Annotated in this window: 24 protein-coding genes; 12 read left to right on the top strand and 12 right to left on the bottom strand. The window is 64.6% G+C overall.

All coding sequences use genetic code 11. The features are described 5' to 3' along the window. Positions 1-73: 73 nt before the first annotated feature. The 4 genes from glcD to BLT16_RS05475 are packed head-to-tail and all read left to right on the top strand — an operon-like array spanning position 74 to position 4,340. Positions 74-1,573: a glycolate oxidase subunit GlcD gene (glcD, locus tag BLT16_RS05490; protein WP_089657518.1), complete on the top strand. Its 1,500-nt coding sequence runs from the start codon at positions 74-76 to the stop codon at positions 1,571-1,573. Positions 1,574-1,582: 9 nt separating this feature from the next. Beyond that, positions 1,583-2,656, top strand: a complete 1,074-nt coding sequence (gene glcE / locus BLT16_RS05485; RefSeq protein WP_089657517.1) for a glycolate oxidase subunit GlcE — start codon at positions 1,583-1,585, stop codon at positions 2,654-2,656. Next, positions 2,657-3,889, top strand: coding sequence for a glycolate oxidase subunit GlcF (gene glcF, locus BLT16_RS05480; RefSeq protein WP_089657516.1), 1,233 nt, complete (start codon positions 2,657-2,659; stop codon positions 3,887-3,889). It abuts the gene before it with no gap. Between the two features lie 49 nt (positions 3,890-3,938). Continuing rightward, the gene (locus tag BLT16_RS05475; RefSeq protein WP_089657515.1) at positions 3,939-4,340 is read left to right on the top strand and encodes a GlcG/HbpS family heme-binding protein; all 402 of its coding nucleotides are present in this window, start codon (positions 3,939-3,941) and stop codon (positions 4,338-4,340) included. A gap of 28 nt (positions 4,341-4,368) precedes the next feature. On the opposite strand, the gene BLT16_RS05470 is transcribed toward BLT16_RS05475, so the two are convergent. Beyond that, positions 4,369-5,277 (bottom strand): choline sulfate utilization transcriptional regulator, encoded by a 909-nt coding sequence (locus BLT16_RS05470; RefSeq protein ID WP_089657514.1) that lies wholly within the window; start codon positions 5,275-5,277, stop codon positions 4,369-4,371. A 370-nt stretch (positions 5,278-5,647) separates the two neighbouring features. Here BLT16_RS05470 and BLT16_RS05465 point away from each other — a divergent pair, with 370 nt between their 5' ends. The 4 genes from BLT16_RS05465 (at position 5,648) to BLT16_RS05450 (ending at position 9,212) form a co-directional block, all read left to right on the top strand. Beyond that, positions 5,648-7,297 carry a BCCT family transporter gene (locus BLT16_RS05465; protein WP_245701479.1) on the top strand — a complete coding sequence of 550 codons (1,650 nt, stop codon included), beginning with the start codon at positions 5,648-5,650 and terminating at the stop codon, positions 7,295-7,297. Between the two features lie 38 nt (positions 7,298-7,335). Next, positions 7,336-7,602, top strand: coding sequence for a DksA/TraR family C4-type zinc finger protein (locus BLT16_RS05460; protein ID WP_089657513.1), 267 nt, complete (start codon positions 7,336-7,338; stop codon positions 7,600-7,602). 135 nt (positions 7,603-7,737) lie between these two features. Continuing rightward, positions 7,738-8,649, top strand: coding sequence for a DMT family transporter (locus tag BLT16_RS05455; protein ID WP_089657512.1), 912 nt, complete (start codon positions 7,738-7,740; stop codon positions 8,647-8,649). Then, complete coding sequence (locus tag BLT16_RS05450) at positions 8,646-9,212, top strand: gamma-glutamylcyclotransferase (RefSeq protein ID WP_089657511.1); 567 nt, start codon at positions 8,646-8,648, stop codon at positions 9,210-9,212. The genes BLT16_RS05455 and BLT16_RS05450 overlap by 4 nt, the downstream gene beginning before the upstream one ends. A gap of 39 nt (positions 9,213-9,251) precedes the next feature. On the opposite strand, the gene BLT16_RS05445 is transcribed toward BLT16_RS05450, so the two are convergent. The 6 genes from BLT16_RS05445 to BLT16_RS05420 all read right to left on the bottom strand — a co-directional run bounded on the left by BLT16_RS05445 (position 9,252) and on the right by BLT16_RS05420 (position 16,254). Next, the gene (locus BLT16_RS05445) at positions 9,252-10,757 is read right to left on the bottom strand and encodes a tripartite tricarboxylate transporter permease (RefSeq protein WP_089657510.1); all 1,506 of its coding nucleotides are present in this window, start codon (positions 10,755-10,757) and stop codon (positions 9,252-9,254) included. Positions 10,758-10,772: 15 nt separating this feature from the next. Continuing rightward, entirely contained in the window at positions 10,773-11,249 is a 477-nt protein-coding gene (locus tag BLT16_RS05440) for a tripartite tricarboxylate transporter TctB family protein (protein WP_089657509.1), read from the bottom strand. A gap of 62 nt (positions 11,250-11,311) precedes the next feature. Next, on the bottom strand, positions 11,312-12,259 hold the full coding sequence (locus BLT16_RS05435) for a tripartite tricarboxylate transporter substrate binding protein (RefSeq protein ID WP_089657508.1): 948 nt from the start codon (positions 12,257-12,259) through the stop codon (positions 11,312-11,314). Between the two features lie 86 nt (positions 12,260-12,345). Continuing rightward, positions 12,346-13,167 carry a 4-hydroxy-2-oxoheptanedioate aldolase gene (hpaI, locus tag BLT16_RS05430; RefSeq protein ID WP_089657507.1) on the bottom strand — a complete coding sequence of 274 codons (822 nt, stop codon included), beginning with the start codon at positions 13,165-13,167 and terminating at the stop codon, positions 12,346-12,348. Positions 13,168-13,199: 32 nt separating this feature from the next. Further along, complete coding sequence (locus tag BLT16_RS05425) at positions 13,200-14,675, bottom strand: NAD-dependent succinate-semialdehyde dehydrogenase (protein ID WP_089657506.1); 1,476 nt, start codon at positions 14,673-14,675, stop codon at positions 13,200-13,202. A gap of 49 nt (positions 14,676-14,724) precedes the next feature. Then, a complete protein-coding gene (locus BLT16_RS05420) occupies positions 14,725-16,254 on the bottom strand; it encodes a UxaA family hydrolase (RefSeq protein ID WP_218124410.1) in 1,530 nt (509 codons plus the stop codon). 135 nt (positions 16,255-16,389) lie between these two features. Here BLT16_RS05420 and BLT16_RS05415 point away from each other — a divergent pair, with 135 nt between their 5' ends. Then, positions 16,390-17,322, top strand: a complete 933-nt coding sequence (locus tag BLT16_RS05415) for a LysR substrate-binding domain-containing protein (protein WP_089657505.1) — start codon at positions 16,390-16,392, stop codon at positions 17,320-17,322. A gap of 7 nt (positions 17,323-17,329) precedes the next feature. On the opposite strand, the gene BLT16_RS05410 is transcribed toward BLT16_RS05415, so the two are convergent. The 4 genes from BLT16_RS05410 to BLT16_RS05395 all read right to left on the bottom strand — a co-directional run bounded on the left by BLT16_RS05410 (position 17,330) and on the right by BLT16_RS05395 (position 21,645). Then, positions 17,330-18,172: a carbohydrate ABC transporter permease gene (locus tag BLT16_RS05410; RefSeq protein ID WP_089657504.1), complete on the bottom strand. Its 843-nt coding sequence runs from the start codon at positions 18,170-18,172 to the stop codon at positions 17,330-17,332. 28 nt (positions 18,173-18,200) lie between these two features. After that, on the bottom strand, positions 18,201-19,088 hold the full coding sequence (locus tag BLT16_RS05405; RefSeq protein WP_176817169.1) for a carbohydrate ABC transporter permease: 888 nt from the start codon (positions 19,086-19,088) through the stop codon (positions 18,201-18,203). A gap of 80 nt (positions 19,089-19,168) precedes the next feature. Further along, positions 19,169-20,452 carry an ABC transporter substrate-binding protein gene (locus BLT16_RS05400; RefSeq protein WP_089657503.1) on the bottom strand — a complete coding sequence of 428 codons (1,284 nt, stop codon included), beginning with the start codon at positions 20,450-20,452 and terminating at the stop codon, positions 19,169-19,171. Between the two features lie 32 nt (positions 20,453-20,484). Continuing rightward, positions 20,485-21,645, bottom strand: coding sequence for an ABC transporter ATP-binding protein (locus BLT16_RS05395; RefSeq protein ID WP_089657502.1), 1,161 nt, complete (start codon positions 21,643-21,645; stop codon positions 20,485-20,487). 206 nt (positions 21,646-21,851) lie between these two features. Here BLT16_RS05395 and BLT16_RS05390 point away from each other — a divergent pair, with 206 nt between their 5' ends. The 3 genes from BLT16_RS05390 to ltaE are packed head-to-tail and all read left to right on the top strand — an operon-like array spanning position 21,852 to position 25,282. Beyond that, positions 21,852-23,423: a bifunctional GNAT family N-acetyltransferase/carbon-nitrogen hydrolase family protein gene (locus tag BLT16_RS05390; protein WP_089657501.1), complete on the top strand. Its 1,572-nt coding sequence runs from the start codon at positions 21,852-21,854 to the stop codon at positions 23,421-23,423. 4 nt (positions 23,424-23,427) lie between these two features. Continuing rightward, the gene (locus BLT16_RS05385) at positions 23,428-24,291 is read left to right on the top strand and encodes a M90 family metallopeptidase (protein WP_089657500.1); all 864 of its coding nucleotides are present in this window, start codon (positions 23,428-23,430) and stop codon (positions 24,289-24,291) included. After that, positions 24,275-25,282, top strand: coding sequence for a low-specificity L-threonine aldolase (ltaE, locus tag BLT16_RS05380; RefSeq protein ID WP_089657499.1), 1,008 nt, complete (start codon positions 24,275-24,277; stop codon positions 25,280-25,282). The genes BLT16_RS05385 and ltaE overlap by 17 nt, the downstream gene beginning before the upstream one ends. On the opposite strand, the gene BLT16_RS05375 is transcribed toward ltaE, so the two are convergent. Then, positions 25,272-26,147, bottom strand: coding sequence for a LysR substrate-binding domain-containing protein (locus BLT16_RS05375; RefSeq protein WP_089657498.1), 876 nt, complete (start codon positions 26,145-26,147; stop codon positions 25,272-25,274). The genes ltaE and BLT16_RS05375 overlap by 11 nt on opposite strands. Positions 26,148-26,189 lie beyond the last annotated feature (42 nt).

Raw genomic sequence — 26,189 nt, 5'->3', positions numbered from 1 at the left:
TACACCACAGGCTGGACAAGCAGTACGATAAAGGCACAGATTGGTTGCCTGACGCGCAAGCTGGGGAGTCACCATGAATATACTTTACGATGCGGCGCTGGATGGCGAACTGCCGTACAACGACAAGGGCGAGGTGCTGACACGCCTCGCCGAGGCAGTGCCTGACATGACCCTGCTGCACCGCGAAGAGGACCTGCGCCCCTTCGAGTGTGACGGGCTTTCCGCCTACCGTGTGCTGCCGATGCTGGTCGCCCTGCCGCACAACCTCGAGCAGGTTGAAGTACTGCTGAAGACCTGCCATGCCATGGGCGTGCCGGTGGTCACCCGCGGCGCCGGTACCGGCCTGTCGGGCGGTGCGCTGCCGCTGGAACAGGGCGTGCTGCTGGTGATGTCACGGTTTAAGCAGATCCTCGAGATCGACCCGGATGCGCGCGTCGCGCGCATACAGCCCGGGGTACGCAACCTGGCGATCTCCGAGGCCGCCTCGCCATACGGCCTCTATTACGCCCCTGACCCCTCGTCACAGATCGCCTGCTCGATCGGCGGCAACGTCGCCGAGAATGCCGGCGGCGTGCACTGCCTGAAGTACGGCCTCACGGTACACAACGTGCTCAAGATTGAGGTGATGACCATCGAGGGCGAACGCATGACGCTGGGCAGCGAGGCCTTCGACACTCCGGGTTTCGACCTGCTGGCGCTGTTCACCGGCTCTGAGGGCATGCTCGGCGTGGTCACCGAAGTCACCGTCAAGCTGCTGCCCAAGCCGGAGAGCGCCAAGGTGCTGATGGCAAGCTTCGATGACGTCGAGAAGGCCGGCCAGGCGGTGGGCGACATCATCGCTGCGGGCATCATTCCGGGTGGGCTGGAGATGATGGACAAGCTCGCCATCCAGGCCGCCGAAGACTTCGTCAAGGCCGGCTACCCGGTGGAGGCGGAAGCGATCCTGCTGTGCGAGCTCGACGGCGTCGAAGCCGATGTCGACGATGACTGCGAAACGGTCAAGGAGGTACTGCGTCGCGCCGGCGCCACCGATATCAGCCTGGCCCGAGACGACGCCGAACGCGCCAAGTTCTGGGCCGGTCGCAAGAACGCCTTCCCCGCCGTGGGCCGCATGTCGCCGGACTACTACTGCATGGACGGCACCATCCCGCGTCGCGAGCTACCGCGGGTGCTCAAGGGCATCGCCGCGCTCTCGGAAGAATCCGGTCTGCGCGTGGCCAATGTCTTCCACGCCGGCGATGGCAATATGCACCCGCTGATCCTGTTCGATGCCAACCAGCCCGGCGAGCTGGAACTGGCCGAGGACGTCGGCGGCAAGATCCTCGAGCTGTGCGTTGCCGCCGGCGGCTCGATCACCGGCGAGCACGGCGTTGGCCGCGAAAAGATCAACCAGATGTGTGCCCAGTTCCAGCCCGACGAGATCACCGCCTTCCATGCGGTAAAGGCGGCCTTCGATCCGACCCGTCTGCTCAATCCGGGCAAAAACATTCCCACGCTGGCGCGCTGTGCCGAGTTCGGCGCCATGCACGTGCACAACAACGAATTGCCGCACCCCGAGCTGCCGCGTTTCTGAGGAGCCACCATGGCGGATAGCGTTTCCCTGACAGACCATGACAACAGCGAGGCCTTGTGCGATCAGGTGCGCCAGGCCGACCGCGACAAGACGCCACTGCGTATCGTCGGCGGCAATACCAAGGCGTTCTACGGACGCTCTATCGACGGCCAGGAGCTGTCGACCCGTGAGCACCGCGGTATCAGCCACTACGACCCGGTGGAACTGATCGTCTCGGTGCGTGCCGGCACCCCGCTGGCAGAGCTGGAAGCGGCCCTCGATGCCGAGGGCCAACGACTGCCCTGCGAACCGCCCCACTTCGGCGCTGGCGCCACGGTCGGCGGCACGATTGCCTGCGGGCTGTCCGGACCGCGCCGGCCCTGGGTCGGCAGCGTGCGCGACCTGGTGCTCGGCACCCGCGTGATCACCCATGACGGCAAGCATCTGCGCTTCGGCGGCGAGGTAATGAAGAACGTCGCCGGCTACGACCTGTCGCGGCTGATGGTCGGCGCTCAGGGTACCCTGGGGCTGCTCACCGAGGTCTCCTTGAAGGTATTGCCCAAGCCCGCCGCCAGCCACAGCCTGCGTCTCGAGCTGCCGCTCGACGCGGCGCTGACCAAGCTCGCCGAGTGGGGCCGCCAGCCACTGCCGCTGTCTGCGGCCAGCTATCACGATGGCGCTCTCCATCTGCGCCTTGAAGGCGGTCACAGCTCAGTCGCGGCGACCCGCGAGCGCCTCGGCGGCGACACCCTCGACCCAAGCTACTGGGAAGAACTGCGCGAGCTACGTCTGGCCTTTTTCTGCCACGACCCGCGCCCGCTGTGGCGACTATCACTGCCCAACAATATCCCCCCGCTGGCCCTCGACGGCGAGGTGCTCTTCGACTGGGCCGGCGCCCAGCGCTGGCTGAAGAGTGATGCCGATGCCACCACTATTCGCGATGCCTGCGCTCGTGTTGGCGGCCATGCGACCTGCTACACCCCAGGCATTGCCGAGCCGTTCACGCCGTTGGCTCCGGCAGTGGCCAAGTATCACCGCAACCTCAAGGCCGAGCTCGACCCCAACGGGATCTTCAACCCCGGCCGACTCTACGCGGAGGTCTAAATGCAGACGCACTTTACACCCGAGGACCTCGAGCAGCCGCACATTCAGGAAGCCGACCGCGTGCTGCGCAGCTGCGTGCACTGCGGCTTCTGCAACGCCACCTGCCCCACCTACCAGCTGCTCGGCGACGAGCGCGACGGCCCGCGCGGGCGCATCTACCTGATCAAGGAGCTCCTCGAGAGTCGTGACGATGACGATCAGGTCACCGCCGAGACCCGCCTGCACCTCGACCGCTGCCTGACCTGCCGCAACTGTGAGACCACCTGTCCGTCGGGGGTCGAGTACCACAAGCTACTGGATATCGGCCGTGCCGAGATCGAGCGCCGTGTGCCGCGCAAGGCGTCGGACCGCGCGCTGCGCTTTGGCCTGCGCAAGGCGCTGGTGGAGCCCAAACGCTTCCAGGCGCTGCTCACGCTTGGTCAGACCTTCAAGCCACTGGTGCCCGGCGCGCTGAAGAGCAAGATGCCGCCGGCGCCGGTGGATGCCGGCCAGCGCCCCGACCACCGCCCGCATAGCCGCCAGATGCTGATCCTCGAAGGCTGCGTGCAGCCGGGGCTGTCGCCCAATACCAACGCCGCCACCGCGCGGGTGCTCGACCGCCTCGGCATCGGCCTGACCCCGGTCAGCGAGGCCGGCTGCTGCGGCGCCATCGACTTTCACCTCAACGCCCAGGACGACGGCCGCGCACGCATGCGTGCCAATATCGATGCCTGGTGGCCACAGATCGAGGCCGGCTGCGAAGCCATCGTCCAGACCGCCAGCGGCTGCGGCGCCTTCGTCAAGGAGTACGGCGAGATGCTTGCCGACGACCCCGCCTACGCCGACAAGGCCAAGCGGGTCAGCGCCCTGGCCAAGGACCTGGTCGAGGTACTGCGTGATGAAAACCTCGACGACCTGGCGATCAGCGACACCCGCAAGCTCGCCTTTCACTGCCCCTGCACCCTGCAGCATGCCCAGAAACTCGGCGGTGCGGTGGAGGGCGTACTCGGACGGCTAGGCTTCGCGCTGACCCCGGTGGCCGACGCCCACCTCTGCTGCGGCTCGGCGGGCACCTACTCGATCACCCAGCCCGAGCTTGCCACCGAGCTGCGCGACAACAAGCTCGACGCCCTGGAGGCCGGCAAGCCTGAGACCATCGTGACGGCCAACATTGGCTGCCAGGCGCACCTCGCCGGCGCCGGACGTACCCCGGTGCGCCACTGGATCGAGATCGTCGATGAGGCATTAAGATAATCACCGCCAACGCTAATATCAGCATCAACCGCTCACCAAGGAGCCCAACATGAAAACCAAGTCCGTTCTCACCCTTGCAGACGTCAACGTCATCCTCGATGCCGCACAGAAGGAAGCCGAGGCCAATGGCTGGCCGGTAACCATCGCCGTAGCCGACGACGGCGGCCACCTGCTCGGCCTGCGCCGCCTCGACGGTGCAGCCCCCATGACTCCCGGCGTTGCCAGCGAGAAGGCGCGCAGCTCGGCCCTCGGCGCCCGCGAGACCCAGGCCTTCGAAGACATGATCAACGGCGGCCGCAATGCCTTCCTCTCGGCACCGATGCAGGGCCTGCTATCCGGCGGCGTACCGGTGCTGGTCGACGGTCAGGTCGCCGGCACCGTAGGCGTTTCCGGGGTCAAGCCCGACCAGGATATCCAGATCGCCAAGGCCGGCGTCGCCGCCGTCTCCTGAACGACCGCCTCTCTGACCGAGACATTGGTCAGAGAGGCGTCGTCGCACCCGCCATCACCCAGTCCATGAAAGCTTGCTTGGCGGCACTCGACTCATGGGGCCGAGTGTCGATCAGGCCATACCCCTGCGGTGTAGCCAGCGCCAGGTCGTCGAGCCCGACCAGCGCCCCGCTCGCCAGCAGTTCATCGATCAATCCCTGCCACCCCAACGCGACTCCCTGCCCCACCAGAGCGGCCTGCACCAGCAAGGTGTAGTTGTTGAAGGTGAGCTCAGAGGTTTGAGCACACGCCATGCCGCCGCGCTGACGGAAGTAGGTCGGCCAATCCAACCATGGCTGGCCCTGGTCGGTCATCAAGGCTAGCAGCGGCACCTCACGCAACCGCGATAGCGAATCGATAGGTCCATGCCGCTCGAGAAAGGCAGGACTGCATACCGGCAGCACCGACTCTGCGAAGAGCCGCGGCACCCCGGCCAAGCCTTGCTCATCACTGAACATGATGGCGACGTCGACGTCCTGATCCTGCCAATCGAATACGCCCTGATTGGTCATGATGCGCACATCGATGGCGGGATGGCGCTGCCGGAAATGAGGCAGTCGCGGCATTAGCCAATAGGCCGCCAGGGCGAAGTCGGTGAGAATATTGAGACGCGGGTGTCGATGCTGGCGCTGCAGGCGATCCAGGGTGCGCTCTATGGTGCCGAAGCCTTCCTGAACGGCAACGAACAGCGCCTGGCCGGCATCGGTCAAGCGTACGCCGCGGTAGATGCGCTCGAATAGCGCCATGCCCAACTGCTCTTCCATGGCGCGCACCTGCTGACTGACCGCCGATTGCGTCGAGCGCAGCTCGCGTGCCGCGGCAGTAAAACTGAGATGTCGCGCAGCGGCCTCGAACACCCGCAGGCTGTGAGGCGATACCGTTCTACCAATCAATGACATTAGCTCATCTACTGCCTTGCATAAAAAACCAGCCAGTTTACAGGGGACGGGATTAGCCATGAGACTAGCAGACGACTAGTATTCTTACTTCTCACTCACACAGGTGCGATGCTATCCGCTCGATACCGTCACGACCGAACGTCCTCATCACCCCTCAACCCGATTCATCGCGGTGCTTCCTCTTCGCCGACCGCTGCACACCAATCGCTGAAGCGCTCGGCAACCCCATAACAATACGAGGTTTCCCCATGAACGACACAGCTGTTGCCACATTGCCGGTCTCAACTAGCCTGCTCCCCCCGGGGTTATAGACTCATGAGAAAACATCCCCGCCGCCTTGATTCCAATAATCATTAAGGAGAAAAACCTCATGAGTCGCTCAAGCGATCCATCTTCTTCATCCGAACCCAGCGACATGCAAACGGATTACGTCGTTGGCCAGGACAACGTCGAAGGACACCTTGGCCCCATCGGCTTCGATATCCATAACCGGGTCTTCGCTGTATCGGCACTCGCCTCGGTCGTCTTCATCCTGCTCACCCTGATCTTTCCAGAGCGTGCAGGAGGCATTTTTCAGTCCATCGTCGGTTTCTCAACCGGCACCCTGGACTGGTATTTCATGATGGTGGTCGATTTCTTCATTCTGTTCTGCGTGGCGCTGGTCGTGCTGCCCTATGGCTCAGTGCGGCTGGGCGGCCCCGAGGCCCGCCCGGACTATGGCTATCTTTCCTGGTTTTCGATGCTATTCGCCGCGGGTATCGGTATCGGGCTGCTGTTCTTCGGAGTGCTGGAACCGGTCTACCACGCCAACGTCTCCTTGCCGCTGGGCATCCCTTCGCCGTTTGGCGACGGCGGTGAGCTCGACCCCGAGGCGATTCCCGGCGCCACCGCCATGGGCCTTGCCGGCACCTACCTCCACTGGGGCATCCACGGCTGGGCCGTCTACGTCGTGATGGCCCTGGCGCTAGCCCTTTTTACCTACAACAAGGGCCTGCCATTCTCGATTCGCTCGGCGTTCTTCCCGATCCTCGGCGATCGCGTCTGGGGCTGGTGGGGCCATGCCATCGATATCCTGGCAGTGTTTTCCACCCTGTTCGGCCTGGCCACTTCGCTGGGACTTGGTGCTCAGCAAGCCAACGCGGGGATGAATTTCGTATTTGGTCTGGCGGTCAATACCACCACCCAGGTCATCATCATCCTGCTGGTGACGGCTGCCGCACTGGTGTCGGTATGGCGCGGCCTCGAGGGCGGCGTGAAGAAGCTTTCCGAAATCAACATGGTGTTGGCGGTACTATTCTTCTTCTTCGTGCTGTTTGCCGGTCCGACCCTGGTGGCTGTGAGTGGCTTCTTCACCGGGCTCACGACCTATGTGACCGAATTCGTCCCCCTGTCGGCCCCCTTTGGCCGCGATGACGACGCCTATCGCCAAGCCTGGACCATCTTCTACTGGGCCTGGTGGGTCAGCTGGGCGCCGTTCGTCGGCATGTTCATCGCGCGGGTGTCCCGCGGGCGTACGGTGCGCGAGTTCGTGACCTGCGTGCTGTTGATTCCCAGCCTGTTCATCTTCATCTGGATGGGCGTCTTCGGCTCCACGGCACTCGACCAGCTCTATGCCAGCCCCGATACCAGCTTGGTCAAGGACTATGTGATCGACAATTACAGCCCAGAGCTGTCGCTGTTCGGGATGCTCAACGAGCTGCCGCTGACGGGCCTGATGTCGACACTGGCCATCGTGCTGGCGCTGATCTTCTTCATCACCTCGTCGGACTCCGGCTCGCTGGTCATCGATACCATCACCGCCGGCGGCAAGATCGATGCACCGCGGCCACAGCGGATGTTCTGGGCCACGGTGGAAGGCTTCATCGCCATCGTGCTGCTGATCGGCGGCGGGCTATCGGCGCTGCAGGCCGGGGTAACCGCGACGGCGATCCCCTTCTCCGTGGTGATGCTGCTGATGTGCTATACCATTATCAAGGCGCTGAATGGCGAGCTGCGGCAACTGCGCCAAAAACCCTCTTGAGGGCGAGATAAGCCAACGGGCATGGAAGGAGGCGAGATATGGCAGGCGGCTGGTCACGCGACGGCGCCGAGCAGGAGCAGATCGAGAGTACGGTGGAAGACGCACTGCAGCGGGTACGCAGCCAGCTGCCCACCGGCGAGAGCCTGCGCCACTGCGAAGAGTGCGGCGACGAAATCCCCCAGGCGCGCCGTGAGGCGATCAAGGGGGTGCGCCTGTGCATCGCCTGCCAGAGCGAGCGTGACAAGCAGCAGACCGCCTACAGCGGCTACAACCGTCGCGGCAGCAAGGACAGCCAGCTGCGCTGACGCTGGCGACGGTATCCGTTACGCAGTGGCTATCGACGGCCCTGCCATGGCTTGCAGCCACCTCTCAGCACGATATGATGACAGCACTTCAGGGCCCCGTTCATAGCGGGGCTCTGCTTTGTCCAAGAGGTCACCATGCCGCTGCTGTATTTTCTCGCCCCGCTGGGTGCCGTGCTGATCTGGTCGGGCAACATGACCATCAACCAGCTCACCGTGGGCGCCATCGCACCAAGCAGTATCGCCTTTCTACGCTGGGTGCTGGCGCTGGTGGTGCTCACTCCCTTCGTGCTACCCGCCGTATGGCGCCATCGCCAGGCGATTCGACAGCAGTGGCCCAAGCTGGCCTTTCTCGGCCTGCTGGGCATGGCAATGTGGCAGGGGCTGGCCTATGTGGCCGCCGAGACCACTTCGGCCACCAACATGGGGATTCTCGCTGCCTCTGTCCCTCTGCTGACGGTGCTGCTCAGTGCCTTGATCCTACGTGAGCCGCCAAGCCTCGGCGGCGTAGCGGGAGGCCTGGTGGCGCTGTTCGGTGTGGCCGTGCTGCTCGGCCGTGGCGACCCGCTGTCGCTGCTGGCGCTTGACGTGTCATTGGGCGATGCGCTGATGGTGGTCGCCGCAACCTGCTATGCCACCTACGGGGTGATGCTCAAGCGCTGGCAGATGGAGCTGCCGCCCTGGGTGATGCTCTATGTCCAGGCGCTGTTCGCCACGCTACTGCTGCTGCCGGGTTACCTGCTGGGGCCGATGACCCCGGTGGACGGCGACAATGTCTGGCTGATCGCCTACGCCGGCATTCCCGCCTCGATCATCACCACCTTCCTGTGGATGCGCGCGGTACGCCAGATCGGCGCCAGCAAGGCCAGCATTTTCCTCAACCTGATGCCGCTGTTCAGCGCCATCATCGCCATGCTGTTCCTCGGCGAGCGCCTGGCCGGCTGGCACCTGATAGGCGGCGGACTGATCCTCGCTGGTGTGATCATGGCGCAGACCCTGACCCAGCCGCTGACACACCGTCACCAGCGCGAACACCAGAGCCAGCCATGAGCCTCGACACGACCCACATCAACCACCAGCGCATGCCCATCGCCGACGACGCCGAGCTGTGGCTGTTCGGCTACGGTTCGCTGATCTGGAAGGCGGGATTCCCCTATCTCGAACGCCGCCCTGCGTATATCGAGGGCTGGGCGCGGCGTTTCTGGCAGGCTTCCCACGACCATCGCGGCACGCCTCGAGCCCCCGGCCGTGTGGCCACCCTGATCCACCAGCCCGGTGCACTCTGCCACGGCATGGCCTATCGCATCAGTGGCGAGGTCTTGGGTGGCCTGGATATCCGCGAGAAGAACGGTTACCTGCGTGAAACGACCCTGATGCACTTCGCCGACGGTAGTCACGCTGAAGGCCTGCTCTACCTCGCCACCGAGGACAACGCCGCCTTTCTCGGCGACGCCCCGCTCGACACCATTGCCCGACAGATCGCCACCGCCCACGGCCCCAGCGGCGCCAACCGCGACTATCTGCTCAACCTCGCCGCCGCACTGGAAGACCTGGGCGCCGAGGATGCACACGTGTTCGCGCTGGCGGAGCGAGTGCGAGACATCAAGACATAAGCGCCCCCATTTCGCCTGTCCCACTCCGCCTCAACCGCGTCACTGATTAGCATACTCATCCTGCTTTCTCCGGTTACGCCATTGACGATATAGCGGCAACGCAATGGCTAGCACAGAGAGCAGAACGAAGGTCAGGCTGATCGGGCGGGTGAAGAAGATGCTCCAATCGCCATCGTGCATGGTCATGCCACGCCGGAAGTTGGATTCGACCATGTAACCCAGGATCATCCCCAGTACTACCGGAGCAGCACTGAAGCCATGGCGGTTAAGGAAGTAGCCGAAGATGCCGAAAATCAGCAGCACCCAGGCCGAGGTCAGGCTGCCGGTGATGCCATAGGCGCCAAGGATGCACATCACCATGATGAACGGCAGCAGGTAGGTGCGTGGTATCTGCAAAACCCGGACGAAAAGCTTGATGCCCACCGACTGGAAGCTGAACATGAAGACGTTGGCGACCAGAAAGGCGATGATGATGCCGTAGGCGATATTGGCCTGTTCGTCGAACAACATAGGTCCCGGCTGCAGCCCATGGATCAACAGCCCGCCCATCAATATTGCCGCCGAGGCATCCCCTGGGATCCCCAGCGTCATCATCGGAATCAGCGCGCCACCGGTCATGCCGTTGTTGGCCGATTCGCAAGCGATGACGCCTTCATCGTGCCCCTTGCCGAACTGCTCCGGCGTGCGTGAGATGCGTTTGGCCTGATCGTAGGCCAGGAAGGAGGCGATGCTGCCACCGGCTCCGGGAATCGCCCCGACCAGCGAACCGATCAGCGAACTGCTCGACCAGATCTTCCAACGCCTGAACGTCTCGCGAAAGCGGGGATAGGCGTTGTTGACACGCACCCGCCCCTCGCTCGCCTGATCGGCGCGTGACGTGGTGGTGTCAGTGATGATCTGCGACAGCGCAAACAGCCCGATCAGCGCCGCCATGAAATCGACGCCGCCTACCAAGGCGGGAATGCCAGCGGTAAGGCGTACCACGCCGGTCAGCGAGTCGATGCCGATCAGTGAAATCAGCACACCGATCAGGCCTGCCACGATCCCCTTGATCAGCGACTTGTCGGACACCGAGGCAATGATCGTCAAGCCGAACAAGCCCAACGTGGCGTACTCGATGGCGCTGAAGCGCAGCGCCGCCTCGGCGATCAACGGCGACATGAAGGCGAAGATCAGCACGCTGATCATGCCACCGATCATGGAGGCCACGATACACAGCCCAAGTGCACGACCCGGTTCGCCGTTGCGCGCCATGGGAAAAGCATCCAGGGTGGTCGCCACCGACGAGGGCGTACCCGGGATATTGAGTAGCGCGGCGGGAATCGAACCACCGGAGATGGCGCCGCAGTATACCCCCAGCAACATGCCCATGCCGGTCACCGGCTCCATGCCAAAGGTCAGCGGCAGCAGCAGGGCGATCCCCATGGTGGCAGTCAGCCCAGGTAGTGAGCCGAAGATCAGACCAAGCACCGTGCCGGCCGCAATCGCCAGGAAGATATAGCCGTTGGCGAACAGTGTCGCCGCCTCGGCGAAATGAGCAAACATGACCGACTCCTCCCCTCAGGGCATGGATAGTCCAAAAAGCACGGAAAACACCACATAGATGGCACTGGTCGCGATCACTGCGAACAGCCCTGAGGCCAGCAACGAGCGACGTGTGGGCCAAGCATCGTTGAGGAACTTATCGACGAGCAGGCGAAAGATGCCCAGAAACACCAAGGTGCTGACGAAGAAGCCGATGAGCGTCAGCATGATCAGGTAGAGCACGATCGCTGCCAGTGTCATCAGCAGCGTGACGGCTTCACGGCGCGCCAGCCGCACACCGCCATCGGGTTCCCGCCCAATCAGGGTTTCCACTACCAGCAGGTAGCCCACCAGCAGCATGATGATGGCGCTGACCCAAAATGGCAGGAATCCCGGCCCCGGGTCGCCGACCACCCGCATCATCGTCGGGATCGAACTTGCCAGGTGGAGGAAGTAGCCGGCCCCCAGGATCAGCAGGAGATAAAAGAGCTGTTTCTCGGTCACTCGCGTCATGGCGGACTCCCATTGTCAGCAACGGGTCAGGCCCCTCGCCGGGGGCCTGCCCGCAGTCATCACTACTTGAGTCGCTGGGCGGTGCGAATGAAGGACTCGGCGAGTTCCGCCATGCGTGCGTCCAACGTCTCGCCCGGGGCCATGTAATCCACCTCGGCACCCTGGTTAGCAATCGCCTCCTGCACCTTGGCATCGCTGGTGGCGGCTTCCAGGGCCGCTGCCCAGGCGGCCTTGACCTCTGCGTCGACGCCAGCCGGTGCCGCGATACCGCGCCAGTTGGTCAGGCTCAGCTCGTGTCCGAGTTCGCTAAGGGTGGGAACGTCCGGGTAGTCTTCCAGCCGATCATCGCCGAGGCTAACCAGCGGTATCAGCCGGCCAGAGCGCAGGCCGGAAGCGAGGTCGGCGAGGTTGAGCATCAACGCATCGATGTGGCCGCCCATGGCCGCTGCCACCGCATCCGAGGAGCCATCATGGGGAATCTGGCGAGCCCGATAGCCCACCATGTCGGCCAGGATCTCGCTGGCGACGTGGGTCGAACCCCCGGCCCCGGAGAAGCCAAAGCTCACCGTGCCAGGATTGGCCTGCATGTCGTCGACCAGCGCCTCCCAGCTATCCCAGGGACCATCGGCACGCACCGCCACGACGTAGTCCTCGCTCATGACGTTGCCGAGGTAATCGAAGTCCGAGTAGGTATAGGTGGCATTGCCCATCCCCTCGGTGGCGAAAATCACGTTGTTGGGAATGGTTACCGTATAGCCGTCGGGCTTGGCGTTGGCCACCTGGGTGAAACCGAGAATACCGCCGCCCCCCGGCACGTTGGAGACCACGATGGTTTGCCCCAGCGCCTCTTCGAGTGCCGGTTGCAGCGTTCTTGCCAGCACGTCGGTACCGCCGCCGGCACCATAGGGGATCACCATGGTGATGGTCTTGGTGGGATAATCCGCGGCAGCGATGCCTGCGGCCATCACACCGGCGAGGAGAACCGAGAGTTTAGTGATATTGTGAGTCATGGCGTTTGCTCCTTTGCGTTATTCTAATCATCTAATTAAGCCATAGCCGCCCTGTCAGCGGTCAGGTTTCTGCTATTCCCGTCGGGTCAGTAAGGCCCTCCTGTCGATTGCGCGCCAATGTGCAGGTCGACGTCCGCGGCGCGCTGACGAACCGCCTGAGCCAGCAGCGTGACGTCCAGTCCGACCGCCACGAAGGTCGCGCCCAATTCGAGGAAACGCCTGGCCAGGCCAACGTCGCCGGTCAAGGTGCCGGCAGCCTTGCCGCACGCCACAATGGTGTGAATCGCCGCCTCGATGACCGCCTGAACCTCGGGATGACCAGGGTTGCCGAGGTGCCCCATCGAGGCCGCCAGGTCGGCCGGGCCGATGAAGACGCCATCCACGCCCTCCACCGCACAGATCGCCTCGAGATTGTCGAGTGCGATGGTCGTTTCGGCCTGCACCAGCAGGCAGGCTTCATCGTTGGCGTGCTGCACGTAGTCAGGGCGGCCGTTCCAGCGCGACACCCTAGCGACTCCTGCACCGACGCCGCGAATGCCCTCGGGGGGATAGCGCGTCGCGGCAACCATGGCGGCTGCCTGCTCCGGGGTATCGACCATGGGGATCAGTAGGGTCTGGGCGCCGATATCGAGCAGTTGCTTGATCGACGCGGCCTCGCCCTGCAACGCGCGCACCACGGGGTGACCGCCATAGGCGGCTACCACCTGCAGCTGGGCGAGCGTACTGCGCACATCGTTGGGCGCGTGTTCGTTGTCGATCAGTAGCCAGTCGAAGCCCGCCGTAGCGCACAGCTCGGCACTGTAGGCATCACCCATCGATAGCCATAGCCCGACCTGAGCCCTGCCCTCGGCCAGGGCCTGCTTGAACGGGTTGCCCGCTGTCGGACCGCGGTTACTGGATACGTTCATGGCTGCTCCGGTTGTTGTTGTCGTGCCTCTTTTCAGCGCAAATTGCCCTGGCAGAGGTACTTGATGTGCTGGTAGTCGTCGAGGCCATGGACCGAGCCTTCACGGCCGTAGCCCGACTCCTTGATACCGCCGAAGGGCGCCGCCTCGGACGCCACGGCACCTTCATTGATGCCGACGATGCCGGCCTCCAGCGCATCGGCGACGCGATGGATGCGACTAACGTTCTGCGAGTAGAAGTAACTGGCGAGCCCAAACGGCGTGGCATTGGCGGCCGCCACCGCGTCTTCTTCCGTGGCGAAGCGCAGTAGCGGCACCAGTGGCCCGAAGGTCTCCTCATGGCACAGCTGCGCGTCGGACGTGACGTCGCCAAGCAGTGTCGGTGCCACGTAATTCGGGCCCAGGTCGGTGCGCACCCGCTCGCCCCCCTCCAGCACTTTTGCGCCCCGGGTCACGGCATCGTCGATATGTGCCAGGATCTTGTCCACGGCACGGGCGTTGATCATCGGTCCGATCTGACTGTCGAGGTCACTTGCCGGCCCCACCCGCAAGGCGGCAACCCGCGCGACCAGCTTGTCGGCGAAGGCGTCGAACACCGCCTCCTGCACATAGACGCGATTGGGGCAAACGCAGGTCTGGCCGCCATTACGGAACTTGGCGGCCATCAGGCCCTCCACGGCGGCGTCGAGATCGGCATCCTCGAAGACGATAAAAGGGGCATTGCCGCCCAACTCCAGCGAGAGTTTCTTGAGGGTATCGGCCGAGGCCCGCGCCAGGTGCTTGCCCACCGGGGTGGAGCCGGTGAAGCTGATCTTGCGCACCCGGGCATCCTCAAGCCAGGCATCGACCACCTCGGGTGTGCGCCCACGCGAGGCGCAAACGATATTGATCACCCCAGGCGGAATACCGGCCTCTTCGGCCAGACGCACCAGCGCCAGCGAGGTCAGCGGGGTATCCTCGGCGGGCTTGGCCACCACCGTGCAGCCTGCCGCCAAAGCCGGCGCGATCTTGCGCGCTATCATCGCCGCCGGAAAGTTCCAGGGCGTCACCACTGCCACCACGCCCACCGGCTCCTTGACGGCCAGCATGCGTCGCCCGGCGACCGGCGGCGCAATCACCTCCCCGGCAATACGCGGCGCCTCTTCGGCGAACCACTCGATATAGCTAGCCGCGTAGCCCACCTCTCCCTGACCTTCGGCGAGGGGCTTGCCCTGCTCCAGCGATATCAGGCGCCCCAGATCCTGCTGGTTTGCCATTACCAGGGCGTGCCAGCGCTTGAGCAGCTCGCCGCGTCGCTTGGCCGGCGTCGCGCGCCAGCCGGCAAAGGCGTGGTGGGCGGCATCGGCCGCCGCTCGTGCCTCATTGGCGCCGCTGTCTGGCACCTCGGCGATGGGCTGCATATCGGCCGGATTCGAGATCGCCAGGCGCGCTCCATCGGCGGCTGCACTCCAGTGCCCGGCGATATAGTTGCGGGACTGAATCAGGTCACCACGTTCCAGCGTCAGGGTCATTGTCACGCTTCCTCTCTGTGGGCTAACGCTCTGTGAGCCGACGTTGCCATCAGCTGACGATGCCGACGTGCCACGGCACGAATTCGTGATCCCCAAGCCCGAGCCGCTCGCTGCAGCTGCGCTCCCCCGAAGCGACACGCAGGATATGCGCGAAGATCTGCTCGCCCATCGCCTCGATGGTGGCGCTGCCGTCGATGACCTGGCCGCAGTTGATATCCATGTCCTCGCGCAGGCGCTCGAACATGGCGGTATTGGAAGCCAACTTGATGGTGGGGGCCGGTTTGGAGCCGAACATCGAGCCGCGGCCGGTGGTAAAGCAGATCAGATTGGCGCCGCTGGCGATCTGTCCGGTCGCCGACACCGGGTCGTAGCCCGGCGAGTCCATGAACACGAAGCCCTTGGCATCGATCGGCTCGGCGTATTCGTATACCGCCTGCAGTGGCGTGGTGCCGCCCTTCATCGCCGACCCCAGGGATTTCTCGACGATGTTGGCCAACCCGCCAGCCTGGTTGCCCGGTCCCACTACACCGTTGAACTGGCCGCTGTGGCCGCGGGTGTACGCCTTCCACCACGCCAGGCGGTCGAGCAGCTTCTGGCCCACCTCGGGCGACACGGCGCGCCGCGTGAGCATGAACTCGACGCCATGTATCTCGGGTGTCTCGGACAGAATCGCGGTACCGCCCTGGCGCACCAGGATATCCATGGCCGCCCCCAGCGCCGGGTTGGCCGAGATCCCCGAGAAACCATCCGAGCCGCCACACTGCAGACCGATGCTGAGGTGGCTGGCACTCACCGGCTGGCGCTCGATCCGGTTGGCCTCGGGCAGCATCGCCTCGATGGCGGCGATGCCGGCGGCGATGGATTCACGGGTACCGCCACTCTCCTGCATCACCAGGGTGCGCACGTTCGCCCCCACCTCCAGTCCCTGGGACTCGACCAGGCCCGAAACCTGGTTGCGTTCGCAGCCCAACCCCACGATCAGTACCCCAGCAAAGTTGGGGTGCCGCGCATAACCGGCCAGGGTGCGCCGCAGCAGGTCGAAGTGGTAGCTGGGCGAAGACATCCCGCAACCGCTGGTCTGGGCGAAAGCCACCACGCCATCGATGTTGGGGTAATCGGCCAGCCGCTCCGCGGTGAAATGGTCGGCGATATGCTTGATCACCGTGGCCGAGCAGTTCACCGAGGAGAGAATGCCGATGAAGTTGCGCGTGCCGACCCGGCCATCCGGGCGCACGATGCCCTGGAAGGTGGCCCGCTCGGCCTCCGGCACATACGTCACCGGCCGCACGCCCTGGCAGAAGGCGGGATCGCGGTCGATCTCGGTCAGGGTGACGTTATGGGTGTGTACATGCTCCCCGGGGGCGATGTCGCGGCCTGCCGCGCCAATCACCGTGTCGTACTTCTTCACCGACTCGCCGGCAGCGATCCTGCGGGCAGCGATCTTGTGCCCTGCCGGCACCTGGGCGCGAGATTTCACCTCCAGCTCGGGCAGCCACTGACCTAGACCGACGCCATCGCGGGCGATCAGGACATTATCGTTGGCGTGTAGCCGAATCAGCGTGCGGGGGGACATTTCCATGGTCAGCGGCCTGACTCCATCATCGAGCGTTGTAATAATCGTGGGTCGAGTATGGGCCGCCTCTTCATGACGATAAAATAAAACAATAGACTCTCTTCATAACCATAAGGGAATGAAGAAAGGGAGAGCCCCCTCATGAGCGATATCGATCGCGTCCTACGCTCGAACCTGAAGCTGCGCCATCTGCAGCTGCTGGTCGCACTGGATGAGTTCCGCCATATCGGCCGCGTCGCCGACTTTCTGTCGCTGACCCAGCCCGCGGTGTCGAAAATGCTGGCCGAGATAGAGCGCATGTTCGGCCTCAAGCTGTTTCTGCGCTCCACCCGCGGCACCGAGCCCACGGCCTATGGCGATACGGTGGTGCGCTTTGCCCGCTCGGTACTAGCCGACTACAGCCGCACCCAGGACGAGATCGCCGCGGTGGAGAGCGGTGCCGCCGGTCGTGTCAGCATCGGCGCCATGGTGGTGGCAACGCCGGGCCTGCTGGCTCCCGCCATGCAGCTGCTCAAGACGCGCTCCCCGCATAGCACCGCGCTGATCGAAGAGGGCGATCTCAAGCGCCTGCTACCCCGCTTGCGCGTGGGTGAACTCGACCTGCTGGTCGGCCGGCTCGAACCCGGCTACGCGGCCCCGGACCTGGAGACGCAGGCCATCTACGACGAAGCGATGTGCGTGGTCGCCGCCCCGACGCACCCCATCTGCAGCATGTCTTCACCGCAGTGGGCCGATATCGCCGAACTGGCGTGGGTCGTGCCTCCCCCATGGGCATCGTCGCGAATCAAGCTCAACCAGATGTTCTACAAGCATGGCCTCAACCCGCCCGCGGACCTGATCGAAACGGCCTCGTTCCTCGCCACCCTGACCTTCGTCCAGCAGCGCCCCGCCCTGGGCTACCTCGCCCACGGCGTGGCCCACCACTTTGCGGCGCAGGGCTTGCTCAAGATATTGCCGCTGGAGATTCCCATCGAGCTGCCGCCGGTGGGGATCATCACCCTGCGCGGCAGAATCAAGACACCGACCTGTCAGCAAGCGATCGAGTGCCTGCGGCAGGTGGCGAAGGAAACATGAAGAATGCCTACCGTATCCCCGCCCTGAGGAACGACTGCACGAACTGGCGCTGGAAGAGCAGGAAAGCGACCAGCAGCGGGGCGATGCTGAGCAGGGTGGCGGCACTGACGGTGGCCCAGTTGACGCCGGTTTCCGGCGCCGAGAACACGCCCAAGCCCACGGTCAGCGGGCGGCTCTCCACCGAGTTGGTGACCACCAGCGGCCACAGGAAGTTATTCCAGTGGTGGCTGATCGAGACCAGGCCATAGGCCAGGTAGGTGGGCTTGGCCAGCGGTACGTAGACCTTGAGCAGGATCGCCATCCAGCCGCAGCCCTCGACCCGGGCGGCATCCTCGAGCTCGCGGGGAATGGTCTTGAAGGTCTGGCGTAGCAGGAAGATGCCGAAGGCGCTGGCCACGTAGGGCAGCCCGATGCCGGTGATGGTATCGACCAGCCCCAGCCCACTGGCAATGCGGTAGTTCTCGACGATCAGCACCTCGGGGAACACGAACAGCTGAATCAGCACCAGCATGAACAGGATATCCCTGCCCGGAATCGGGAAGCGCGCAAAGGCGAAGCCCGCCAGGGTGCAGACCACGAACTGCGCCAGCACCACCCCGGTGACCAACAGGAAGGTGTTGAGGTAGTAGCGCGCGAACGGCGCCTGGGACCAGGCGTTGGCGAAGTTTTCCAGGGTCAGCGGCGCGAACAGGTCGAAGCGCACCATGAACGCCGGCGGGTGGAAGGCCGCCCACACCGCGTAGACCAACGGAAAGATCCAGATGACTGCCAGCAGCCAGGCGGCGGTGGTCTCGAGGCTTGGCACGCGCAGCGCAACGCCCCTGGCGGCAGACAGCGTGGGCAGGCTCATGATATCGCCTCGTATCGAGATGATGCGCTCATTGGTAGTGGGTCCGTCGGTCGAGAATGGCGAACTTGACGGTAGCCACTACCGCCAGCACCAGCAGGATCACCACGGTGATGGTGGCGGCATAGGTGCGATCGAAGAACGAGAAGGCGTTCTCGTAGACGTAGTAGAGCAGCAGGTTGGTGGCGTTGTTGGGCCCGCCTTTGGTGAGGATGAACAGGTGATCCACCACCCGCACGGCATTGATCAGCGCATTGATCAACACGAACAGCGTGGTCGGCATCAGCAGCGGGAAAGTCACCCGCCAGAAGAAGCTCCAGCGGCTGGTGCCTTCCAGATCCGAGGCCTCCTTGAGCTCCGGCGGAATGCTCTGTAGCGCCGCCAGGTAGAAGATCATGAAAAACCCGGCCTCTTTCCACACCGTCATCACGATCACCGAGGTCAGCGCCACGCTGGGATCCCCCAGCCAGTTGACGCCGGACAGACCCAGTGCGCCCAGCAGCTTGTTGAACAGGCCGATCTGCGGCGCGTAGAAGAACATCCAGATGTTGGCGGCGGCGATCATCGGCAGGATGGTCGGGGTGAAATAGGCCATGCGCACGAAGCCGCGCCCCGGCAGCCGGGCATTGACGAACAGCGCCATGCCCAGGGCAATGGCGATGGACGTAGGGATGGTGCCCAACGCGTAGATCAGGTTGTTGCGCGCCACCCGCCAGAAGGTAGTGTCCTCGATCAGCAGCTGATAGTTCTCGAGCCCCACGAACTCGGCGGGCTCACCGCGAAAGCCGGGCAGGAACAGGCTGTTGATCAGCGTGGCAATCGTCGGCAGGTAGGCGAAGGTCGCCAGCAGCACCGCGGCAGGTAGCAGCAGCAGCGCGCCGTAGAGCTGCATGCGTCGATATGAAGTCATCGCCGCCATGGGCCTTCCTTGTCGATGATGGATCTACACCAAGTCGCCTGGGCCAGACGGGACCGACTGGCCCAGGCGTCGCGAGAGGGCTAGCGAGCGTAGCGCCTCAGCGCGCCATCGGCTTCGCGCTGGGCCTGGGCCAGCGCTTCAGCGGGTGTCATCTGCCCGGTCAGCGCCGCCTGGACGGCGTTGTCCAGCGCCCGGCGCACGCGCCCGCCCTGGTAGGTAGAGAGCTCGGCGGTGCCGTGCTCGAGCTGGTCGCGGGCCACCGCCGCCGGCGCAAACGACTCGACGTAGTCACGCAGTAGCTCGGTCTCGTAGGCGTCCGGGCTGACACCCATGTAGCCGGTCTCGATCGACCAGGCCGCGGCGCGCTCGGGATCGGTCATCCAGCGGATGAAGGTCATCGCCGCGCGCTGCTCTTCCTCGGTGGTGTCGTTGAAGATATAGAAATTGCCGCCGCCGGTGGGGCTGCCGCGCTGGGTCTTCATCGGCAGCATGGCCACGCCGAACTCGAAGTCGGCCTCGTTGCGCACCGCGGTGAGGTTGCCGGTGGTGTGCCACATCATCGCCGTGGACTGCTCGATGAAGTTCTGGCGCAGGGTCCCCCACTCGATGGCGCCGTCGGGCATCGCCTCATGCTCCTGAGATAGCGACACCCAGTACTCCAGCGCCTCGATGGCGGCGGGATCGTCGAAATAGACCTCGGTGCCGTCATCGCTCATCAGCCGATGCCCGTTCTGGAAGGCGAAGGCCTGGAACATCCAGTAGGGATAGCCGGTGGAGGGCACCATCACGCCCCACTGGTCGCCGCCCGACGCCTCGCGCACCGCGGCGGCCATTTCGGCCATCTCGTCCCAGGTTTCCGGCGGCGTCTCGGGATCGAGCCCGGCGGCCTCGAAAGCGTCCTTGTTCCAGTAGAGCACGATGGTCGAGCGCTGGAAGGGGATGCCGTAGGTCTGGCCATCCACCTGGCCGTTCTCCATCAGCCCCGGGTAGAAGCTGTCGAGCCACTCGCGCTCCTCGTCGGTCTCGAGTAGATCATCGAAGGCGACGATGGCGTCCTGTTCGAGCAGTTCGTAGAGATCGATGGAGAACAGCACCGAGAGCTGCGGCGCATCGCCGGCCTCGATGGCCGACATGGCGCGCACCCGGGTGTCGTCGTAGTTGCCGGCGTAGATCGCGTCGACGCTGATATCGGGATGCTCGGCCTGAAACTCGTCGACCAGCTCATCGATCACATCGGTCAGCGCACCGCCCACCGCAATGGGGTAGTACATGGTCAGCTCGACGGGGTCGTCGGCCAGCGCCGGACCGGCGCTCAGCATGGCGGCAGCCAATGCCGTGAGGGGGAAAGAGAGACGCGCACGCATGGGATGACTCCTGTTCTTCACAGTTGGGATGTTCACGGATGAGTACTGCCAGCCGTCGATGACGGTGCACCGGCACCGCCCTTGCCTGCCGTGCGAGCCACGGTCGCGGAAAACGCCACTGGGGTGAGATCGTCGCGACGCAGTCCATCGGCGCCGAATAGATGCGCCGCTTCAGGCGCCCAGGCCAGCCGGCAGCGGGTGCCGGACGACAGTGAGTGCTTGCCGGGCAAGCGCGCGCGCAGCCGCTGGCTGCCCACGCCGAGCTGCAGGATGGTATCGGCGCCGAGGTACTCCTCATCGATCACCTCGGCGGGAACGCCACTGCCGTCGATGGGCTGTACCTCGATATCCTCGGGGCGAATCCCCAGCTGGCCGCCCGCAGCGGCGGCAGGCGCCACCGCCACCTCGGTCTCGCCGTCGATGACCGCCGCAGCGTCGCTTGCCGCCAGCTTCACCAGGTTCATCGCCGGGCTACCGATAAAGCTCGCAGCAAAGGCACTGGCGGGTCGGCTATAGAGTTCGTCGGGTGCACCATCCTGGACGATGCGCCCGTCCTGCATCAGGATCACCCGATCGCCCATGCTCATCGCCTCGACCTGATCGTGGGTGACGTAGATCACCGTCATCCCCAGACGCGCCTGGAGCGCCTTGATCTCGCGGCGCATCTCGCCGCGCAGGCGGGCATCGAGGTTGGAGAGCGGCTCGTCCATCAGGCAGATGGGATGTTCGGAGATAATCGAGCGCGCCAGCGCCACGCGCTGGCGCTGGCCACCAGAGAGCTGGGCCGGCTTGCGTTCCAGATAGGCCTCGAGATCGACCAGCTGGGCGACCCGTGCCAAGCGCTCGCGACGCTCGGCCTTGGGTACCTTGCGGCTGCGCAGGCCGAACACGATGTTATCGGCCACGCTGAGATGGGGAAACAGTGCGTAGGACTGAAACACCATGCTCAGGCCGCGGTCGCCCGGCGGCAGGCGTGTGACGTCGCGCTCGCCGATCTCGATGCGTCCAGCCGAGGCCTCTTCAAGGCCGGCGATCATGCGCAGCGTGGTCGACTTGCCGCAGCCCGAGGGGCCAAGCAAGATCACGAACTGACCCGGCGTGACGTCGAACGAGATGGCGTCCACGGCAGTGGTGTCGTCCCAGCGTTTGGACACCGCCTCGAGGCGAATGCGCTGATGGTTGTTATTGGTCATGGCGTGCCCGCGGTGAAATGGCGGCGAAGGGACATAACGGCTCCCATGAAACCTAGCGTAGTCGCTGATATCGACTTGTCATGTGCGGATTATGTCCACGAATCATGACCGTTGTTTGACAGCACCGTGGTCCAGCCATGACCGACGCCAGCGCTTGCGCATGCTAGAATTCAGGCTCTTTTTTTTCGTTCAGGAATTCGCTGCCCATGTCCCTCGACGATCTGCATCTCAACCTGCGCAACCTGACCGCGGACGACTACCCTCAGCTCAAGGCGCTGATGGACAAGGTCTACGACGACATCGGCGGTGCCTGGCCCAAGCTGACCATCGACAAGCTGGTCAGTGAATTCCCCGACGGCCAGATCGTCATCGAAGATGACGAGACCATCGTCGGCGTGGCGCTCACCGCGCTGGTGGATTACGACGAATTCTCCAACCCGCACCAGTACGACGACCTGATCGGTCACCGTGAGATCATCCTCAACGACCCCGAGGGTGATGCCATGTATGGCCTCGACGTGCTGATCGACCCCGATTATCGCGGCTACCGCCTGGGCCGGCGCCTGTATGAAGCGCGCAAGGAGCTGTGCCGCTCGATGAACCTGAGGGCGATCCTCGCCGGCGGCCGCATCCCCGAGTATCACCAGCACGCCGATGACCTCTCGCCTGCCGAGTACATCGAGAAGGTCTCGCGCAAGGAGATCCACGACCCTATCCTCTCCTTCCAGCTGGCCAACGACTTCCTGGTCAAGCGCCTGCTGCGCAAGTACCTGCCGGAGGATGAGAAATCCCAGGGCTTTGCCACCCTGCTGGAGTGGAACAATATCCTTTATGAGCCCGCCGAGCGGGTGCTGGAGAGCCGCAAGACCCAGGTGCGCGTCGGTGCGGTGCAGTGGCAGATGCGCGAGTTCGACTCGGTAGAGACCGTGCTCCAGCAGATCGAGTACTTTGTCGATGCGCTATCGGGTTACCAGAGCGATTTCGCGGTCTTTCCGGAGCTGTTCAACGCCCCGCTGATGGGCCTCCAGGATCGTGCCGCCCAGCAGGACCAGCTGGCCGCGATCCGCTTCCTGTCGGGCTTTACCGAGCGCTTCAAGACCGAGCTGTCGCGCATGGCGGTGTCCTACAACATCAACATCGTGGCCGGCTCGATGATCGAAGAGGCCGACGACGGCAAGCTCTACAACATCGCCTATTTGTGTCATCGCGACGGCACCCTGGAGCGTCAGGCCAAGTTGCATATCACGCCCCAGGAGCGCCGCGACTGGGTGATCGAGGGCGGCGACGACCTGCGCGTGTTCGACACCGATGCCGGCCGCGTCGGCATCCAGATCTGCTATGACGTCGAGTTCCCCGAGCTCTCGCGCCTGCTCGCCGACCAGGACATGGACATCCTGTTCGTGCCGTTCTGGACCGACACCAAGAACGGCTACCTGCGAGTGCGCCACTGCGCCCAGGCCCGCGCCATCGAAAACGAGTGCTACGTGGTGCTGTGCGGCAGCGTCGGCAACGTGCCGTCGATCGAGAACCTCGACATTCAGTACGCCCAGTCGTCGGTGTTCTCGCCCTCGGACTTCGCCTTCCCCCACGATGCGGTGCTCGCCGAGACCACCCCCAACACCGAGATGATCATGTTCTCGGACCTCGACCTGACGCGTCTCACGGTAGTACGCAGCGAAGGCTCGGTGACCAACCTCAAGGACCGCCGCAAGGATCTCTTCGACCTGCGCTGGCGCGACTGGTCGTGGAAGTCCGGCGCCAACCTGGAGGACAACTGACGCCATGCTGGGGCGGCTCAAGCGCTGGCGCAGCAGGCAGTTCGAGCAGCGCCACCCGTTCCCCGATGGCGCCTGGGCCGAGGCCCGGGCGCGTATCCCGCTGCTCGATGCACTGACTGACGACGAGGCGGAGCGTCTCGGCCAGCGCGCCTGGCGTTTTGCCCATGCCAAGCGCCTGACCCTGCACCCCGAGCTCGCCGCCACCACCGACTTCGACCTGCCGGCGCGGCTGGCGCTGGCCGCCCAGGCCTGCCTGCTGACCCTGGGCTGGCACGACGACGAGCACGCCGAGGCCTTCGCCAACGTCCACGAGGTGCTGGTGCTGCCCGAGGCCTTCCAGCGCCAGGTGGAGGAGATGGACGAATTCGGCGTGATGCACGAATACGTCGACGAACGCGCCGGCGAGACCTCCTACCAGGGGCCGGTGGTGGTCGCCTTTCCCGACCTGATGGAGAGCGGCGAGTGGAGCGGTTTCAACGTGCTGATCCACGAGTTCGCCCACAAGCTCGACATGGGCAATGCCAGCGATATCGACGGCTTTCCGCCGCTGCCCCGGGACATGGACCCGCGCGAGTGGTACCGGGTATTCACTGCGGTATGGGACGACCTGCAGGCGCGCCTCGAGCGCGACGAGGAGACGCCCATCGACGACTATGCGGCGAGTCACCCCGGCGAGTGCTATGCGGTATGCTGTGAATACTTCTTCAGCGCCCCCGATGTGCTCGAGGCCGCCTATCCGGCGCTTTACACGCTGCTGGCCCGCTACTTCCGTCAGGATCCGCTGTCCCGCCAGCCACCCGACGCCCGCGGCGCGGCCTATGACAATGACCGACACCGCCACGAGGACACCGATGATCGATTTGCGTAGTGATACCGTGACCCGCCCTTCCCCGGCGATGCTCGCCGCCATGGCCGAGGCCCCGGTGGGCGACGATGTCTGGGGCGACGATCCCAGCGTGCAGCGCTTCCAGGACGCCGTTGCCGAGCGTACCGGCATGGCCGCCGCGCTGTTCTTTCCCTCTGGCACCCAGAGCAACCTGGCCGCGCTGCTGGCCCACTGCCAGCGTGGCGACGAATACATTGCCGGCCAGCAGGCCCACACCTATAAGTACGAGGGTGGCGGTGCCGCCGTGCTCGGCAGCATCCAACCCCAGCCGCTGGAGAACGCCGCCGACGGCTCGCTGCCGCTGGACAAGATCCGCGCCGCCATCAAGCCCCGCGACTTCCACTTCGCCCGTACCCGACTGCTGGCGCTGGAGAACACCATCGGCGGCAAGGTGCTGGATGCCGACTACGTGAAGGCGGCCACCGACCTGGCCCGCGAGCACGGCCTGGCCACCCACCTCGACGGCGCGCGGCTGTTCAACGCCGCGGTAGCCAGCGACACGTCGCTGGCAACGCTCTGCGCCCCCTTCGACAGCGTCTCGCTATGCTTCTCCAAAGGGCTTGGCGCCCCGGTAGGCTCGGCGCTGGTGGGCTCGCAGCAGTTGATCGACGAGGCGCGCCACTGGCGCAAGGTGCTCGGCGGCGGTATGCGCCAGTCGGGCCTGCTGGCCGCCGCCTGCCACCACGCCCTCGACCATCACGTCGATGATCTCGCCCTCGACCACGCCAAGGCAGCGCGGCTTGCCGAGGCCATTGCGGCCCTGCCCGGCGTCGAGGTGACCTCGGTGGCGACCAACATGCTCTTCGCCCACTTCCCCGAGGCTCACCGCGAGCCGCTGGTGGCGCACCTCAAGTCACGCGGCATTCTGGCCGAGCTGCTCTACGCCACCCGCTTCGTGGTCCACCGCGATATCAGCGACGCCGACATCGACACGGTGATCGAGGCCTTCGGCGAGTATTTCGCTAGTCACTGACATCGCGCTCGGCAGACAGCCAACGCCATAGCTGCTCGGCATCCTCTCCAATGTTGCGGCGGCTAGGGCGCACCAGCCAGAAGCGCTCGTCGCTGGCCAGGCCATAGCCAAAGGGGATGGCCAGATCGTCACGCTCGGCCAGCAGTCGGCGGTGCGCCAGGGCAATCCCCGCCCCCTGGCTGGCCAGCGCCAGGGTCATCACCTGATTGTCACAACTCAAGGCGCGGCACTCGGCCTCCAGGCCCGACACGCCGGCCCCCTCCAACCAGGCCGGCCAACCCACGCCGAACCCCAGCGCATGCAACAGGGTATGGCCGGCGAGGTCCCGCGGCGAGTTGAGCTGTGCCGCCAAGGACGGTGCGCAGACCGGCACCAGCCACTCCGCCCCCAGCGACAGGGCCTCCATCCCGGACCAGTCACCGTGGCCGTAGCGGATCTCGATATCCGCCCCCTCGGGCCCGAAATCGTCCGGCCAGATGGCGCTAACCAGCCGTATCGCAATCAGCGGGTGCGCGCGCTGCAGCCGCGGCAAGCGCGGTGCCAGCCAATTCTGCTGGATCACCGGCGTGGTGCGCAGCGTCACCGAATGATCCGCGGCACTGCCGAACACCTCGGCAGTACCTTCGCCAAGCCGCGTAAAGGCGTCGTTGATACTCGGCAGCCAGGCCTGGCCGGCCGGCGTCAGGCTGAGGCTACGCGGATGACGGACGAACAGCTTGTGCCCCAGGCGATCCTCGAGCAGCCGAATGCGTTGACTGATCGCCGCCTGGGTCACACCCAGTTCGCGACCTGCGGCGGTAAAGCTCAGGGTACGCGCTGCAGCCTCGAAGGCCTGCAGCCAGGATAACGGGGGCAACTGGCTCATGAAAAAGTCCGCTATAAGATATTCTTGGCCTCAGAGGCCAGA

The sequence above is a fragment of the Franzmannia pantelleriensis genome (genome assembly GCF_900102875.1).
GTDB classification, from domain to species: Bacteria; Pseudomonadota; Gammaproteobacteria; order Pseudomonadales; family Halomonadaceae; genus Franzmannia; species Franzmannia pantelleriensis.
Note: the sequence above shows the minus strand (reverse complement) of the source record. Positions and strands in the feature narration are given on the sequence as shown.

Excerpts from the sequence above, each read along its gene's own strand:
- glcD (WP_089657518.1), top strand. The coding sequence starts at position 74 with ATGAATATACTTTACGATGCGGCGCTGGATGGCGAACTGCCGTACAAC.
- glcE (WP_089657517.1), top strand. The coding sequence starts at position 1,583 with ATGGCGGATAGCGTTTCCCTGACAGACCATGACAACAGCGAGGCCTTG.
- glcF (WP_089657516.1), top strand. The coding sequence starts at position 2,657 with ATGCAGACGCACTTTACACCCGAGGACCTCGAGCAGCCGCACATTCAG.
- BLT16_RS05475 (WP_089657515.1), top strand. The coding sequence starts at position 3,939 with ATGAAAACCAAGTCCGTTCTCACCCTTGCAGACGTCAACGTCATCCTC.
- BLT16_RS05470 (WP_089657514.1), bottom strand. The coding sequence starts at position 5,277 with ATGTCATTGATTGGTAGAACGGTATCGCCTCACAGCCTGCGGGTGTTC.
- BLT16_RS05465 (WP_245701479.1), top strand. The coding sequence starts at position 5,648 with ATGAGTCGCTCAAGCGATCCATCTTCTTCATCCGAACCCAGCGACATG.
- BLT16_RS05460 (WP_089657513.1), top strand. The coding sequence starts at position 7,336 with ATGGCAGGCGGCTGGTCACGCGACGGCGCCGAGCAGGAGCAGATCGAG.
- BLT16_RS05455 (WP_089657512.1), top strand. The coding sequence starts at position 7,738 with ATGCCGCTGCTGTATTTTCTCGCCCCGCTGGGTGCCGTGCTGATCTGG.
- BLT16_RS05450 (WP_089657511.1), top strand. The coding sequence starts at position 8,646 with ATGAGCCTCGACACGACCCACATCAACCACCAGCGCATGCCCATCGCC.
- BLT16_RS05445 (WP_089657510.1), bottom strand. The coding sequence starts at position 10,757 with ATGTTTGCTCATTTCGCCGAGGCGGCGACACTGTTCGCCAACGGCTAT.
- BLT16_RS05440 (WP_089657509.1), bottom strand. The coding sequence starts at position 11,249 with ATGACGCGAGTGACCGAGAAACAGCTCTTTTATCTCCTGCTGATCCTG.
- BLT16_RS05435 (WP_089657508.1), bottom strand. The coding sequence starts at position 12,259 with ATGACTCACAATATCACTAAACTCTCGGTTCTCCTCGCCGGTGTGATG.
- hpaI (WP_089657507.1), bottom strand. The coding sequence starts at position 13,167 with ATGAACGTATCCAGTAACCGCGGTCCGACAGCGGGCAACCCGTTCAAG.
- BLT16_RS05425 (WP_089657506.1), bottom strand. The coding sequence starts at position 14,675 with ATGACCCTGACGCTGGAACGTGGTGACCTGATTCAGTCCCGCAACTAT.
- BLT16_RS05420 (WP_218124410.1), bottom strand. The coding sequence starts at position 16,254 with ATGGAAATGTCCCCCCGCACGCTGATTCGGCTACACGCCAACGATAAT.
- BLT16_RS05415 (WP_089657505.1), top strand. The coding sequence starts at position 16,390 with ATGAGCGATATCGATCGCGTCCTACGCTCGAACCTGAAGCTGCGCCAT.
- BLT16_RS05410 (WP_089657504.1), bottom strand. The coding sequence starts at position 18,172 with ATGAGCCTGCCCACGCTGTCTGCCGCCAGGGGCGTTGCGCTGCGCGTG.
- BLT16_RS05405 (WP_176817169.1), bottom strand. The coding sequence starts at position 19,088 with ATGGCGGCGATGACTTCATATCGACGCATGCAGCTCTACGGCGCGCTG.
- BLT16_RS05400 (WP_089657503.1), bottom strand. The coding sequence starts at position 20,452 with ATGCGTGCGCGTCTCTCTTTCCCCCTCACGGCATTGGCTGCCGCCATG.
- BLT16_RS05395 (WP_089657502.1), bottom strand. The coding sequence starts at position 21,645 with ATGACCAATAACAACCATCAGCGCATTCGCCTCGAGGCGGTGTCCAAA.
- BLT16_RS05390 (WP_089657501.1), top strand. The coding sequence starts at position 21,852 with ATGTCCCTCGACGATCTGCATCTCAACCTGCGCAACCTGACCGCGGAC.
- BLT16_RS05385 (WP_089657500.1), top strand. The coding sequence starts at position 23,428 with ATGCTGGGGCGGCTCAAGCGCTGGCGCAGCAGGCAGTTCGAGCAGCGC.
- ltaE (WP_089657499.1), top strand. The coding sequence starts at position 24,275 with ATGATCGATTTGCGTAGTGATACCGTGACCCGCCCTTCCCCGGCGATG.
- BLT16_RS05375 (WP_089657498.1), bottom strand. The coding sequence starts at position 26,147 with ATGAGCCAGTTGCCCCCGTTATCCTGGCTGCAGGCCTTCGAGGCTGCA.